Here is a 14,328-nt window from a genome sequence, read left to right on the forward strand (position 1 = left end):
ATGGACGGCACGCCACGGAACGGCCCGCCCCTGCCCTGCACTCCCCTGACGGCCCCGCAGGCCCGCTTGATTGCCGAGGCCTTCCGCCCGGCGCAGGCCTGGGGCAGCCGCCGCGACTACTACTACACCCGCGGCAAGCTCGGCAGCGATCCGCTGTACGACGGCGTGCTGCAGCATCTGCCTGACGATGGACAGCCGGTGCTGGACCTGGGCTGCGGGCTGGGCCTGTTCGCCCATGTACTGCGCCAGCGCGGCGGTACCCAGCGCTACCTTGGCGTGGACGTGGATGCCGGCAAGATCACCCGCGCGCAGCGTGCTGCCGCCGACCTGCATGACGTGCGCTTCGATTGCGTGGATGTGCAGGCGCCGCTGCCGGCGCAGGCCGGGCACGTCCTGCTGCTGGACGTGCTGCAGTACCTGGACGCGGGCCCACAGCAGGCACTGCTGCGCGCGGCCAGCGCACAGGTGGCCCACGGCGGCCGCCTGCTGCTGCGCACGCCGCTGGCCACCGGCGATGGCCGCGACCGCACCACGCGGGTGGCGGACCGGCTGGCCTGGCTGATCGGCTGGATGGGCACGCGACCGCGCCACTACCCCGATCCGCAGGTATTGCAGACAACGCTTGCCGAAGCTGGATTGCAGGTGACCGCACCCCGGCCGCTGCACGGGCGTACCCCCTTCAACAGCTGGCTGCTGGTGGCCAAACGCCCCGCGTTGTAGGCCGAGCCCACGCTCGGCTGTGCTGTTGCGGTAGATCCACGCCATGCGTGGATGGCCTCGCGACCATTCCTGTAGGGGCGAGCCCACGCCCGGCTGCCCCAAGCGGCCAGAAGCCTGGTTTACAGGACCGGCAGCCGCGCCTTCAGCCCCCGCTCGTCCAGCGCCTGCAGAACGCGTTCGATGATCACGCGATTGTGACCGTGGGCGGCGCCCTCATGCAGCAGCACGATGGCGCCGGGTTGCAGGTCAGGCAACAGCCGCGACAGCACGCCCTCCGGCGTGCAGCCGACGCCGTCGTAGCCCCGGGCACTCCAGCCCACGCGCACCAGGCCCAGCGCCTTCAACACCGGTGCCACGAACGGATTGGTCATGCCCACTACCGAGCGGTACCAGCGCACTGGATGCCCGCTCAGGGCCTGCAGTGCATGCTGGCAGCCCTCGATCTCGGCCCGCATCGCCGCCGGGCCCAGACGCCAGAAGCGCGCCTGTGGGTGGCTGTGGCTGTGGTTGCCCAGGTCGTGGCCGCGGCGCAGGATCTCCTGCACCAGTTCCGGCTGTGCCAGCGCACGTTCCCCCACCAGGAAGAAGGTGGCGCGCGCCTGGTGGCGGTCCAGCAGGTCGAGCACGGCGCGGGTTTCCGGGCCGGGGCCGTCATCGATCGTCAGCCAGACGCTGTTGCCGGCCTCTGGCAACCGGCTCAGCACCGGTGCGTAGAAGCGGCTGTTGGGCAGGAATATCGGCACCATGAACAGCGCGTGGCTGGCCACCATCAGCGGCAGGCCCCAGTGCCAGCCTGCCAGTACCCATACCAGGATCACGGCCAACTGCGACGCCACCAGCCAGGGCAGCCAGCGCCAGGGCCGGGTCGGGATGCGATGCAATGTTCCTGCGTTGCTCATCCCCCATGATGCCATGAGGGGTAGAATTGATGATTCGAATTCCCGGAAACCCGACGTCCATGTCCCTCGATCCCGCCCTGCGTTCGCGCATCGAATCCATCCTCAACGCCAACCGCGTCGTGCTGTTCATGAAGGGCCAGCCGTCGATGCCGCAGTGCGGTTTCTCGGCCAAGGCCGTGGGCGCCCTGCAGGATCTCGGCGTCGAGTTCGCCCACGTCAACGTGCTGGCCGACCAGGAAATCCGTGAAGGCATCAAGGCCTACGGCGACTGGCCGACCATCCCGCAGCTGTACATCGACGGCGAACTGGTCGGTGGCAGCGACATTGTGCTGCAGATGGCCGCCAGCGGCGAGCTGAGCAGCGTGCTGGGCCTGGCCGCACCGGACCGCACCCCGCCGAGCATCACCGTCACCCCGGCCGCCGTGGAAATGCTCAAGGGCGCGCTGGCCGACGCTCCGGGCGCTGCCCTGCAGCTGAGCATCGACGCCGGCTTCCAGCCGAACTTCCAGCTGGCTCCGCACGACGAAGGCGCGATCGCTGCCGAGTCCAACGGCCTGCGCGTGCAGTTCGACCTGGCCAGCGCGCGTCGCGCTAACGGCATCACCATCGACTGGGTGGACGACATCCGCGGCAAGGGCCTGGCCATCGACAATCCGAACGCACCCAAGCCGGTGCAGGAAATCAGCGTGCGTGATGCCGATGACCTGGTGCGTGCCGGCAACATCACCCTGGTGGACGTGCGCCCGGCCGAGGAGCGCGAGATCGCTGCCGTGGGCGTGCCGTTCAAGAGTTTCGACGGCAACGGCCGTGCGGAGCTGGAGGCCCTGCCCAAGGACACCGCACTGGCCTTCATGTGCCACCACGGCGGCCGCAGCGCACAGGCTGCCGAGCAGTTCCGTGCACTGGGCTTCACCAAGGTGTTCAACGTCACCGGCGGCATCAACGCCTGGTCGGAAGAGGTGGACAACGGCGTGCCGAAGTACTGATCGGCACTGAGAAAGGGGACGGAGGGGATTAAGTCGTTTATGGCACAAACGACTTAATCCCCTCCGTCCCCTTTTTCTTAGCCGGCGAACCCGCCTTCGGCCAGGTAATCCAGTTCTTCCGCCGTGGGGAAGCGACCGAGCACGGCATTGCGATGCGGGAAACGACCGAAGCGGCGGATGATGTCGCGGTGCAGTTCGGCGTACTGCAGGTATTCCTTGTCACCCAGCACGTCGAACATCGCCACCGAGCGGTCCTGGTCCAGCGGATCCTCGGAGTGCTCGAACGGCAGGTAGATGAAGGCGCGCAGCTTCGGCACCAGCTGCAGGTCCAGGCCTTCCTCGATGGCGCGCATGGCGTAATGCCGGGCCAGGCCATCGGTGGCGTAGGAATGGGCAGTACCCCGGAAGCAGTTGCGCGGGAACTGGTCGAGCAGCAGCATCAGGGCCAGCGCCCCTTCGGCACTGCCCAGCCAATGTTCGCGCGCGCGCGAAGCGGTGGCGAAATGCTCATCCAGAAACAACTGGCGGAACTGCGCGTCGAACGCGTCGTCGCGGGCGAACCACTTCGCAGGGCCCGCCTCCTTCCAGAATTCCACCACTTGCGCGGCAACGTCCATCACCTACTCCCCAGGGCCGGCGCGCCGCGCCAGGCCATCATCATCATTCGTCGAAGCGCAGGTGGCGGACCGACTTGCCGTTGCGCCGGATAAGCTTAAGCGCCTCGATACCGATCTGGATATGGTTTTCCACGAACTGGGAGCTGACCTTGGCATCGGAGGCTTCGGTCTTGACCCCATCGGGGATCATCGGCTGGTCCGACACCAGCAGCAGCGCACCGCTGGGGATGTGGTTGGCGAAGCCGGCGGCGAACACGGTGGCGGTTTCCATGTCGATGGCCATGCAGCGCATCGCCCGCAGCCGCTCCTTGAAGGCCTCGTCGTGTTCCCAGACCCGGCGGTTGGTGGTGTAGACGGTGCCTGTCCAGTAGTCGTGGCCGAGGTCGCGGATCATGGTCGAGACCGCACGCTGCAGCGCGAACGCCGGCAACGCCGGCACTTCCGGCGGCAGGTAGTCACCCGAGGTACCCTCGCCACGGATCGCAGCGATCGGCAGCACCAGGTCGCCCAGCTGGTTCTTGCGCTTGAGGCCGCCGCACTTGCCCAGGAACAGCACCGCCTTGGGCATCACCGCCGACAGCAGGTCCATGATGATCGCGGCATTGGGGCTGCCCATGCCGAAGTTGATCATGGTGATGCCGTCGATCGTGGCGCTTGCCATCGGCCGGTCCAGGCCGATGACCGGCGCACCGGTCAGCTCGGAAAAGGTATGCAGGTAGCCGCCGAAGTTGGTCAGCAGGATGTGCTGGCCGAACTGGTCCAGAGGCACCCCGGTATACCGGGGCAGCCAGTTGTCGACGATTTCCTGCTTGCTTTTCATGGGCGGTCCGGTACGGCGGGGGACCGGGTATTTTCGGCCACCCGGCCGGTGCAGTCGAGCCGCCGTCGACCGTCCTGTGAAGAAGGTCACTTGGCAAGCCCGCCACCACCGGGCTAGCGTCGGCGGTTGGACCAGGTTGCAAGGGGAACTGCATGGCATCGACGTTGTTGCGCGCCGGGGTGGCCCTGGCGCTGCTTTCATTGAGTACGGCTCCGGCGGTGGGCGCCTCGCGCTTTGTCGCCGATCCCTACCCCAGCACCTACCAGGCCCATCCCGATGCGCCGGTACTGATCCAGAATGCCACCGTGCTGACCGGTACCGGCCAGCGCCTGGACAACGCCGATGTGCTGCTGCGCGACGGCCGCATCGTTGCCGTCGGCCGCCAGCTGCAGGCCGATGCGGGCGTCACCCGCATTGATGCACAGGGCAAGTGGGTCACTCCGGGCCTGATCGACGTGCATTCGCACCTGGGCGTGTATCCCAGCCCGGGTGTCGGTGCGCACAGCGACGGCAACGAGATGACCGCACCGGTCACCGCCAACGTCTGGGCCGAACACTCGGTGTGGCCGCAGGACCCGGGCTTCGCCACCGCGCTGGCCGGCGGCGTGACCAGCATGCAGGTGCTGCCCGGCTCGGCCAACCTGGTCGGCGGTCGCGGCGTGACCCTGAAGAACGTCCCGGCCATCACCTACCAGGCGATGAAGTTCCCCGGCGCACCGTGGGGCCTGAAGATGGCCTGCGGCGAGAACCCCAAGCGGGTCTATGGCGAGGGCAAGGGCGTGACCCCGGCCACGCGCATGGGCAACGTGGCCGGCTATCGTGCCGCCTTCATCGATGCCGCCGACTACATCGCCAAGAACAAGCCCAAGCCGGCAAAGCGCAAGAGCTGGTTCGGCAGCGACAAGGGCGACAGCGCCGGTGATGCCGGCGGCAAGCGCGATCTCAAGCTGGACACGCTGGCCGGCGCGATCGAAGGCGACATCCGCGTGCACATCCACTGCTACCGCGCCGACGAGATGGCCACCATGTTCGATCTGGCCAAGGAATTCGGCTTCAAGGTAGCCGCCTTCCACCACGGCGTGGAGGCCTACAAGCTGGCCGACAGGCTGGCCGCCGACGGCGTCTGCGGTGCGCTGTGGGCCGACTGGTGGGGCTTCAAGATGGAAGCCTTCGACGGCATTCCGGAGAACATCGCGCTGGTCGACCGGCCGAAGAACAGCTGCGCCATCGTCCACTCCGATTCACCCGAGGGCATCCAGCGCCTGAACCAGGAAGCAGCCAAGGTGATGGCGTCCGCGCGCCGCGCGCGCATGCCGGAGATCACGCCCGAACACGCCATCACCTGGATGACCGCCAACGCCGCCAAGGCGCTGGGCATTGAAGGCCAGACCGGCACCCTGGAGGCCGGCAAGATGGCCGACGTGGTGGTCTGGAACGGCAACCCCTTCAGTTCGTATGCGCTGGCCGAGCAGGTCTTCATTGATGGCCGCAGGTTGTACGACCGCAGTGCACCGGCAGCGACGCCGCGTTCTGATTTCCAGCTCGGCCAGGAGGTGCGTTGATGATGGTGCTCAAGCAGTTGACGCAGTCTGCCGCGAAGGGCAGCCGAGCATGGTTCGGCGCTACTGTCATGGTGCTGGCCTGCATCTCCGCATCCGCACAGGCACAGGACCTGCTGGTGCGCAACGCAACGGTGCACACGGCCAGCGCACGCGGCAGCCTGCACAACGCCGATGTGCTGGTCCAGGGTGGCATCATCCGCGCGGTCGGCCCCGGCTTGTCCGCGCCGGCCGGGGCGACCGTGGTCGAAGCCAGTGGCAGACCGCTGACCCCGGCCCTGTTCGGTGGCATCACCGAAACCGGCATCGAAGAGGTCTCGGGTGAATCGAGCACGGTGGACAGTTCGTTGAAGCTCGGTGAGCAGCCGCTGCGCCCGGAATTCGACGTCACCCTCGCCTACAACCCGGCCTCGGTGCTGATTCCGGTCACGCGCCTGGAAGGCATCGGCTTCACTGCATTGGGGGCAGCCACTGGTGGTGGTTTCGTGGCCGGCCAGGGCGGCGTAATGCGGCTGGACGGCAGCGCCGACCCGATCGGCCCGCGTGCCCTGTTCCTGCGCATCGGCGCGGCCGCCTCCGAACTGACCGGCCATTCGCGCGCCGCGCAATGGATGCTGCTGCAACAGATGGTCGACGAAGCACGCGGCCAGGTTGCTGTGGATTCGCCGCACGCGCTGTTGACCCCGGCCGGGCGCCGCACACTCAGTCGCTACCTGGCCGGCCAGGGCCGCATCGTGGTGGAGGTGGATCGTGCCTCGGACATCCGCCAGCTGCTGCGCTGGGCCACACGCGAGAAGGTGAAGATCGCCATTGCCGGTGCCAGCGAAGCCTGGCAGGTCGCGCCGGAGCTGGCCGCTGCGCACGTGCCGGTATTCGTCGACGTGCTGGCCAACCTGCCAGCCAGCTTCGACCAGATCGGTGCCACCCTGGAAAACGCCGCGCGCCTGCAGCGTGCAGGCGTGCCGGTGTCGTTCGTGCAGCGCGGCGACGCCACCCACAATGCGCGCAAGATGCGCCAGCTGGCTGGCAATGCAGTGGCCAACGGCCTGCCCTGGGCTGACGGTCTGGCCGGGCTGACCCGGGTACCCGCACAGGCGTTCGGCGTGGCCGACCAGATCGGCAGCATCGAGCCCGGCAAGCGCGCCGACCTGGTGCTGTGGGAAGGCGACCCGCTGGACGTGGCGCACTATGCCGAACAGGTCTGGCTGGGCGGGCGTGCGATGCCGATGCGCTCGCGCCAGACCGACCTGCGTGATCGCTACCTGCAGCGCAATGCGCAGCCCTGACCGCATTGAAGGACACCACCATGGCCACCCTGCGCTGGTACTTCGACTTCGTCTCGCCCTACTCCTACCTGCACTGGCAGAAGCTGAAACAGTTGCCGCAGTTCGCGCAGATCCAGACCGTGCCGATCGCCTTCGGCGCGGTGCTGCATCACCTGGGCAATCTCGGGCCGGCCGAGATCCCGGCCAAGCGCCGTTTCATGTACCGCCAGCTGCAATGGACCGCGCAGGCCGAGGGCACGCCGATGCGCTTCCCGCCCGGCCATCCGTTCAATCCGTTGTCGGCGCTGCGCCTGTGCCTGGCCGCCGGAGCCAGCGCACAGGCGGTGGACGTGCTGTTCGACTGGATCTGGCGCGACGGCCATGCCGGTGACAGCGCCGAAGCCCTGCGCGAACCGGGTGCGCAGCTGGGCATCGAGGATGTCGCCAGCGCCATCGCCGCCCCGGCGGTCAAGGAACAGTTGCGGCGCAACACCGAGGCCGCAATCGGCGCCGGGGTGTTCGGGGTCCCGACCCTGGCCATCGACCAGGAACTGTTCTGGGGCAACGACGCCCATCCGCTGATGGCGGCCGTGCTGGCCGATCCTGCCCTGCTGCAGCAGCCCGAATGGCAACGCCTGGACAGCCTGCCGGTGGCGGTACAGCGCGATCGCTGAACAGGGGTGGCGCCTTTCCCTCGGGCGAGGGCTCTGGTTTTGAGATAGATTTCACGTTTCCAAACCTACAACCGCCCTGGAGGGGGAGCCGCGGATGCGCATCGGAATCGTCGTCGACTCGGCCTGCGACCTGCCGCAGGACTTCATTGCCGAGCACAACATCGTGCTGCTGCCGATCACCGTCCGCATCGGCGAAGCCGTGCTGGCCGATCACCGCGATGAGCAGGCCACCCTGAGCTTCCTGCACGCGCACGTGGCCGAACACGGCGCCGAGGCGGAAACCATTCCCTTCAGTGTCAACCAGATCCGCGACCTGTTCCTGCAGCAGCTGGTGATCGATTACGACCACGTGTTCTGCATGACCATCACCAAGACCCGCAGCCCGATCCATGACAACGCGCTGCAGGCCAGCTTCGCCATCCTCAACGACTACAAGCCGGTGCGCCAGGCGGCAGGCTACAACTCACCGTTCGCGCTGCGCGTGCTCGATACCCAGAACCTGTTCGCCGCGCAGGCGGTTACGGCGGTGGAAGCCGTGCGCCTGCGCGAGAGCAACGCCAGCGTGCAGCAGATCCGCGAGCGGCTGGAGGAACTGGCCGGCAACGTGCACGGCTACATGGTCACCCGTGACCTGTACTACATGCGTGCGCGCGCACGGCACAAGGGCGACCGCAGTGTCGGCCTGCTCAGTGCGGCGCTGGGCAGCGCGCTGGACATCAAGCCGGTGCTGCACGGCTACCGCGGCGAAACCGGGCCGGTAGCCAAGATCAAGGGCTTCGACAATGCCGTGCAGAAGCTGTTCGCGGTGGTCGGCCAGCGCGTACGTGCCGGACTGATGACGCCGACGGTGTGCGTCAGCTACGGCGGAGAACTGGACGAGCTGCGTGCCCTGCCCGGCTACGCACAGTTGAAAGAGGTCTGCGCCACCCATGGCGTGACCGTGTACGAATCGGTGATGAGCCTGACCGGCATGGTCAACGTCGGCAAGGGCGCGGTCACCGTAGGCTTCGCCGATGGGCCGCATCGGTTCGAATGAGCGCTGGCCACGGCCGGAATCTGCACATCGATTCCACTGCGGTTGTGCCAGTCTTGCCGCACTTCAAGGAGAACTCCATGCCTGCGCAGTACCACATCAGCCTGCCCGACCCGTCCAAGGCCCGTGGCAATGACCCTGACCTGTCCTTCCACTCGCAGGGCGCCGCCGGTTTCGCCGAAGAGCTGCAGGATGCCCTGCGCAGCGGCACGCTGTTCGAGCGCTGGAAGGCCAAGCAGCCCGATCCCGATGCAGTGGAAGTGCAGTGGGGCGCAACCGATCCGGAGGCCACCGTGACCGGCGAGCAGAAGGATCTGCGCATCAACCTGGTGGCCACCACCCGCATCGACAGCGACGTGTTCAAGCAGCGCCTGCGCCTGCTGGCCGGCAGCCACTGGGAACTGCGCGACGTGCGTTGAGGCCCTGCTCTGGTAGTTGCCAACCTTGGTTGGCAACTACCGCGACGCGAGGTAGTGCCGGCCGCTGGCCGGCATCCGCAACATCCATGAAGGTGCCGGCCAGCGGCCGGCACTACCAGCCTCCGCCCAGCGCGCGGTACAGCTCTACACGCGCGATCGCGGCGGTGGCCTGGCTGTTGGCCAGCGCGGCCTGGTTGTCCAGTGCGATGCGCTGGGTGGTCAGCACGTCCAGCATGTCGACCACGCCGGCCTGATACTGCCGGCGCGCCGCCCCCAGTGCCGTCTCGCTCTCATCCACTGCCACGTGCAGCTGCACCGTGCGCTGCTGCTCGGCACTGTAGCCATCCATGGCGTCATCCACTTCGTGCCATGCCTGCAGCACGGTACGGCGGAACTGCAGGGCCGACTGTTGCTGCTGCAGCCTGCTCAGCGCGAGATTGGCCTTCAGCCGGCCGCCCTGGAAGATCGGCAGGCTGATCGACGGCCCGATGCTGAAGCGGTGTGCGTTCCAGCCATCCAGATCATCCAGCTGCTTGGCCTGGAAGCCAGCGTCGCCATTCAAGGTGATGCGCGGCAGGAAACTGGCCTTGGCCACGCCGATGCCGGCCGTTGCGGCATGCAACGCCGCTTCGGCACGACGGATGTCCGGGCGACGCTCGGCCAGTTCGCTGGGCAGTCCCACCGCCACGGCCGGCAGTGCGGGCCAGTCACGGCGTGCATTCTGAAGCTGCGTATCCAATGCCTGCGGAGGCTGCGCCAGCAGAAACGCCAGTGCATTGCGCAGCTGCGACTCACGGTGCCGCAGCGGCGCGATGCGTGCCTGCAGCGATGCCACCTGCGCGGACGCGCTGGACACCTGCAGCGTACTGGCAACGCCCTGCTGCTGGCGTGCCTCGGTCAGGCGCTTGATGTCGAGAGCGATGCTGAGGTTGTCCTCGGTGATCGCCAGCAACTGCCGCGTTGCACGCAGCTGCAGATAATCACGCGCGGTTTCCGCCAGCAGCGCGATGCGCACTGCATGTGCGTCCTCCTCGGCCATCTGCACACGCGCATCGGCGGCTTCCACCTGACGGCGCACGCGGCCCCACAGGTCCAGCTCCCAGCTCAGGCCGATGCCGGCCTGGAACAGCTCGTAGTCATCACGGCCGCCGTTGCCGGACGGATCATTCAGGCCCACCTCGCTGTTGCGTGCACGCACGCCACTGGCGCTCGCGCTGACGCTGGGCAGGCGATCGGCGGCGGTGATGCCGCGTGCGGCACGGCTCTGCTGCACGCGGTTGGCGGCCAGCTGCAGGTCCAGGTTGGCCGCCAGCACCTGGTTGGCCAGCTGCCCCAGCAGCGGATCGTCGAAACCGGCCCACCAGGCCGCGTCCTGGTCGATGGCATTACCGGCGACGGCCTCACCCTGCCAGTGGCTGGGCAGTTCCGCCTGCGGGCGTACGAAGTCCGGCCCCATCGTGCAGGCAGCCAGGGCTGTGCACAGGCTGGCCGCAACGAAGGTGCGGAACACGATGACTGCGCTCATGCGCCCTCCCCGGCCGCATGGCCCGGACTGTGCTGCACGCTCTGCGCGCGTGCGCGGCTGCCCAGGTCAACGCGGGCTTCCACCGACATGCCGGCACGCAGCTGGTCCAGCAGCGGCTGGCCCGGTTCCAGCACGATCTTCACCGGAATGCGCTGCACCACCTTGGTGAAGTTGCCGGTGGCGTTCTCCGGTGCGACGGCGGCGAAGGTGACGCCGGTGGCCGGCGCGATGCTGTCGATGTGCCCGCGCAGCGGCTTGCCCGGGAATACGTCCACCTTCAGTTCGACCTGCTGGCCGGCCTGCATGCGGGTCATCTGCGTTTCCTGGAAGTTGGCGACCACGAAGGCGCGCTTCAGCGGCACCACCGCAGCCACCGGCGTACCTGGCGTCAGGTAGGCACCTACGCGCACCGCGCGGCGACCGACCATGCCATCGATCGGTGCGCGCAGCACGGTGTGCGACAGATCCAGTTCGGCGCGTGCCTGCGCCGCTTCCGCGCGTTGCACCGCCGCCTGTGCAGCCTGCACGCCCGCGCTGAGGATGTCGGTGCGCTGGCGTGCGGTCGACAGCGCGGCCTGGCCCTGCTGCAGATGCGCACTGGCCACGGCCTGCTTCGACTGCGCCTGCTGCGCGTTCTGCACGGTACCGGCGCCGTCACGGGCCAGTTCGCGGTAACGCTGCTGGTCGGCACTGGCCAGGGTCAGTTCGGAACGGCTGACATCGACACTGGCCCTGGCCTGCGCGATCAACGAGTCCTGCTGGGCCAGTGCGGCCTGCGCATTGGCCAGCTGTGCACGGGCATTGGCGAGGTCGGCACGGGCCGCCTGCAGGGCGACCTGGTAGTCGCGGTCGTCGATGCGGGCCAGCACATCACCGGCCTTCACCGACTGGTTGTCCTCGACTTCCACGGCACTGACGAAGCCGGGAATCTTCGGCGCTACCAGGGTGTAGTCGGCCACCACGTACGCATTGTTGGTGGTCTGGTGGCCGCCATCGCGCAGCAGCAGCCACGCGCCGACGGCCAGGGCCAGCACGCCCAGGCCCAGGCCAGTGTTGAGGGTGGTTCGATTGATCGTCATGAGGGGGTTCCTGCGAAAGGTTCAGGCCACGGCACGTGGCGGATGGATGCGGGTGGGCATCCAGGCAATGAGGGGAATGAAGGCCAGCGCCACCAGTGCGACCACCCAGTACAGGTCGGCCGAAGTCAGCGCCTGTACCTGTGCATGCAGGCGCGCGCCCAGCTGCGGGCCATCGGCCAGCCACGGTTGCTCGCCAAGGCGATCGACCAGCACGGTGGAATGGAAATGACGGCGGCCCTGGGCGACGGCATCCAGCACGCCGCCAGCGAGCACGGCAGCGAAGCCCTTGACCGTGTTGAACCAGGCCGAGGCGAACGGGCCGTCCTGCGGCGCCAGGCCGCCGGTGGCCAGCATCAGCAGCGGCAGCACCGCCATCGGTTGCGCGAACACCTGCAGCAGCTGCACCCACAGGAAGTTGTCGCGGATCCAGGCCACGTCCAGGTGCGAGCCCAGCCAGCAGGCCAGCGCCAGCATCGCCAGGCCCGTGGCCTGCACCCAGCGGCAGTCCACCGCGCGGATGTTCAGCAGCGCCGCCACCAGCGGCAGCGCGATCACCTGCGGCAGCGCCACCCACAGCAGCATCGGTGCGGTCTGCAGCGGCCGGTAGCCCTGCACGCTGGCCAGGAACCCGGACGGGATCGAGATCACTGCCAGCAGCACGAACAGCACGCCGCCCAGCGTCACCAGCGAGTAGCTGAGATTGCGGTTGGCCAGCAGCTGCAGCTTGAAGAACGGCAGCGGATGGAACCATTCATTGATCATGAACAGCACCATCAGGCCGGCACCGCCACCGATCATCAGCGTGATCATCGGCGAGTCGAACCAGTTCAGGCGCGGGCCCTGCACCAGGCCCAGCACCAGCAGCACCAGCGCCGGCAGGCCCAGCAGCAGGCCGACGCCATCGAACTGGGCGAAGCGTTCCAGCCGCAGCGGGTCCTGAGGCAGGCCCCAGCCGACCATCGCCATGGCGGCCAGGCAGTACGGCACGATCTGCCAGAACGCCCAGTGCCAGCCCACCTGCTCGACCCAGAACGCGGCCAGCGGCGTGCCCATGCTTGGGCCGAACGTCGCCGTCAGCGCGTAGCCGGCCAGGCCATACAGCTTGATGCCCGGGGGCAGGAAGCGCAGCGCCACGCTCATCAGCAGCGGCGGCAGCGCGCCACCGCACAGACCCTGCAGCGCGCGCAGCAGCAGGAACACCTGCAGGTTCGGGGCAAGCGGGCACAGCACGCCCAGCACCATGAAGCCACCGATCATCGCCAATGCGAAGCGGCGCAGCGAGAAGGTGGCGGCACACCACGGTGCGAAGGCCATCGCGCTGACCGACATCGCGCTGTAGAGGGCGACGACCCAGCTGCCGTCGTCGACGCTGAAACCCATCGCGCCACGGATGTCGGCCAGGGCGACCTTGGTGATGTTCTCGTTGAAGCCCGACACCAGCACCGCCAGCAGCACGCCACACAGGCCGACCAGAATGCGGCGATCGAGCCCGGGGGCGGCGGCAGGACGGGGCGCTGCGGCGGCCGGGACAGCGGCGGCCGGCGTACTCATCGCCGGGCACCTATCCGTGCGGTGCACGGCATGTTGGGGGTCATTGGAATGCGCTCAGTGAAACTCCGGGGAGCGCAGTCTAGGGAGCCGGTACCCTGCGAAAAATGGCGCAACCCGCATCCCAGGCGTGCGCCAGGCGCACGCATGCAGATGTCAGCGCGGGGCCTCCCCTGCGCTTTCGCACATGGTCTTGATCGACCGCCGCAGCCACTGGTGGGCGGCGTCGTTGTCCAGGCGTGGATGCCAGGCCTGCACGATGGCGGCGGTCCGCACCGGGATCGGCAGCGGGAACAGGCGCAGCGGCAGGCGCATGCTGACGATCCGCTCCAGCATCACGCTCGGCATCTGCGGCAGGATCAGGTCCGATTCGGCCGCCGCGAAGATCGCGCCGTGGAAGGTCGGGCTGATCAGCGCCACCCGCCGCTGCAGGCCCAGCGCGGCCAGATCATCGTCGATCGGACCACGCGGCAAGCCGCGGCGCGACACCGCGATGTGGTCGCAGGCGGCAAAACGCTCGGCGCTGATCTCCTCATCGAACAAGGGATGATCTTCGCGCGCGGCGCCCATGAACGAGGTACTGAACAGGTTCTGCACCTTGGTATCGGGCGCATGCTTGCCGGCCGTGCTGATGTACAGGTCGATCCGGCCCTGCGCCATCGCATCGTCATCGGTATCGCCTTCGGGCACGAAGCGCAGCACTGCGCGCGGCGCCTGCTGGCGGAACAGCTCGCGCAGGCGTCCGCCGAACCCCCCGACGAACACATCATTGGCACGCACGCTGAAGGTCCGCTCGAGCACGCGCATGTCCACTTCACGACCGGCGTTGAAGACGCGGTGGGCCTGCTCGATCACATCGCGGACCTGCTCGCGCAGCTGCAGGGCGCGGGGCGTGGGCGCCAGACCGCGGCCGGCACGCACCAGCACCGGGTCGCCCAGCGCGTTGCGGATCCGGCCCAGGGTACGGCTCATCGCCGGCGCGCTCAGGTTCATCCGGCGCGCGGCGGCGGCCACGCTGCATTCGTCAATCAGCACGTCCAGTGCCAGCAACAGGTTCAGGTCCGGCAGGGGCATGACAGTCTCCAGTAAATCAGATGACTTTACGGCACTTGCAACCACGGTGGATTGCGTTCGACGCATTCATTGACTGCCGCGCACGGCATGGGTGCGCGCGGTGACATCGG

Annotated in this window: 14 protein-coding genes; 7 read left to right on the forward strand and 7 right to left on the reverse strand. The window is 68.0% G+C overall.

Annotated features, from left to right (window positions below; all coding sequences use genetic code 11):
• Positions 1 to 720, forward strand: a complete 720-nt coding sequence (locus Q9Q79_RS17015) for a class I SAM-dependent methyltransferase (RefSeq protein WP_043034037.1) — start codon at positions 1 to 3, stop codon at positions 718 to 720.
• A 119-nt stretch (positions 721 to 839) separates the two neighbouring features.
• On the opposite strand, the gene Q9Q79_RS17020 is transcribed toward Q9Q79_RS17015, so the two are convergent.
• On the reverse strand, positions 840 to 1,619 hold the full coding sequence (locus tag Q9Q79_RS17020; protein WP_033835208.1) for a polysaccharide deacetylase family protein: 780 nt from the start codon (positions 1,617 to 1,619) through the stop codon (positions 840 to 842).
• Positions 1,620 to 1,678: 59 nt separating this feature from the next.
• Here Q9Q79_RS17020 and grxD point away from each other — a divergent pair, with 59 nt between their 5' ends.
• On the forward strand, positions 1,679 to 2,605 hold the full coding sequence (gene grxD, locus Q9Q79_RS17025) for a Grx4 family monothiol glutaredoxin (protein ID WP_033835209.1): 927 nt from the start codon (positions 1,679 to 1,681) through the stop codon (positions 2,603 to 2,605).
• 77 nt (positions 2,606 to 2,682) lie between these two features.
• Here grxD and Q9Q79_RS17030 read toward each other — a convergent pair whose 3' ends face one another.
• Positions 2,683 to 3,222, reverse strand: coding sequence for a DUF924 family protein (locus tag Q9Q79_RS17030; RefSeq protein WP_201862515.1), 540 nt, complete (start codon positions 3,220 to 3,222; stop codon positions 2,683 to 2,685).
• A gap of 43 nt (positions 3,223 to 3,265) precedes the next feature.
• Positions 3,266 to 4,042, reverse strand: coding sequence for an AMP nucleosidase (locus tag Q9Q79_RS17035; RefSeq protein WP_005414446.1), 777 nt, complete (start codon positions 4,040 to 4,042; stop codon positions 3,266 to 3,268).
• Positions 4,043 to 4,194: 152 nt separating this feature from the next.
• Here Q9Q79_RS17035 and Q9Q79_RS17040 point away from each other — a divergent pair, with 152 nt between their 5' ends.
• The 5 genes from Q9Q79_RS17040 to Q9Q79_RS17060 all read left to right on the forward strand — a co-directional run bounded on the left by Q9Q79_RS17040 (position 4,195) and on the right by Q9Q79_RS17060 (position 8,992).
• A complete protein-coding gene (locus Q9Q79_RS17040; RefSeq protein ID WP_201862513.1) occupies positions 4,195 to 5,604 on the forward strand; it encodes an amidohydrolase in 1,410 nt (469 codons plus the stop codon).
• Positions 5,604 to 6,887 carry an amidohydrolase family protein gene (locus Q9Q79_RS17045; protein WP_076739022.1) on the forward strand — a complete coding sequence of 428 codons (1,284 nt, stop codon included), beginning with the start codon at positions 5,604 to 5,606 and terminating at the stop codon, positions 6,885 to 6,887. The genes Q9Q79_RS17040 and Q9Q79_RS17045 overlap by 1 nt, the downstream gene beginning before the upstream one ends.
• Before the next feature lie 20 nt (positions 6,888 to 6,907).
• Positions 6,908 to 7,540: a 2-hydroxychromene-2-carboxylate isomerase gene (locus tag Q9Q79_RS17050; RefSeq protein WP_005414448.1), complete on the forward strand. Its 633-nt coding sequence runs from the start codon at positions 6,908 to 6,910 to the stop codon at positions 7,538 to 7,540.
• 94 nt (positions 7,541 to 7,634) lie between these two features.
• Positions 7,635 to 8,576, forward strand: coding sequence for a DegV family protein (locus Q9Q79_RS17055; protein ID WP_005410997.1), 942 nt, complete (start codon positions 7,635 to 7,637; stop codon positions 8,574 to 8,576).
• A 77-nt stretch (positions 8,577 to 8,653) separates the two neighbouring features.
• Entirely contained in the window at positions 8,654 to 8,992 is a 339-nt protein-coding gene (locus tag Q9Q79_RS17060; protein ID WP_201862511.1) for a hypothetical protein, read from the forward strand.
• Between the two features lie 112 nt (positions 8,993 to 9,104).
• On the opposite strand, the gene Q9Q79_RS17065 is transcribed toward Q9Q79_RS17060, so the two are convergent.
• The 4 genes from Q9Q79_RS17065 to Q9Q79_RS17080 all read right to left on the reverse strand — a co-directional run bounded on the left by Q9Q79_RS17065 (position 9,105) and on the right by Q9Q79_RS17080 (position 14,218).
• Positions 9,105 to 10,517 (reverse strand): efflux transporter outer membrane subunit, encoded by a 1,413-nt coding sequence (locus tag Q9Q79_RS17065; protein ID WP_201862509.1) that lies wholly within the window; start codon positions 10,515 to 10,517, stop codon positions 9,105 to 9,107.
• On the reverse strand, positions 10,514 to 11,596 hold the full coding sequence (locus Q9Q79_RS17070) for an HlyD family secretion protein (protein WP_201862507.1): 1,083 nt from the start codon (positions 11,594 to 11,596) through the stop codon (positions 10,514 to 10,516). The genes Q9Q79_RS17065 and Q9Q79_RS17070 overlap by 4 nt, the downstream gene beginning before the upstream one ends.
• 21 nt (positions 11,597 to 11,617) lie before the next feature.
• Positions 11,618 to 13,147 carry an MFS transporter gene (locus Q9Q79_RS17075; protein ID WP_033835214.1) on the reverse strand — a complete coding sequence of 510 codons (1,530 nt, stop codon included), beginning with the start codon at positions 13,145 to 13,147 and terminating at the stop codon, positions 11,618 to 11,620.
• A gap of 153 nt (positions 13,148 to 13,300) precedes the next feature.
• Positions 13,301 to 14,218 (reverse strand): LysR family transcriptional regulator, encoded by a 918-nt coding sequence (locus Q9Q79_RS17080; RefSeq protein ID WP_043034033.1) that lies wholly within the window; start codon positions 14,216 to 14,218, stop codon positions 13,301 to 13,303.
• Positions 14,219 to 14,328: the final 110 nt, after the last annotated feature.

The organism is Stenotrophomonas sp. a6 (assembly GCF_030913325.1).
GTDB classification, from domain to species: domain Bacteria; phylum Pseudomonadota; class Gammaproteobacteria; order Xanthomonadales; family Xanthomonadaceae; genus Stenotrophomonas; species Stenotrophomonas maltophilia.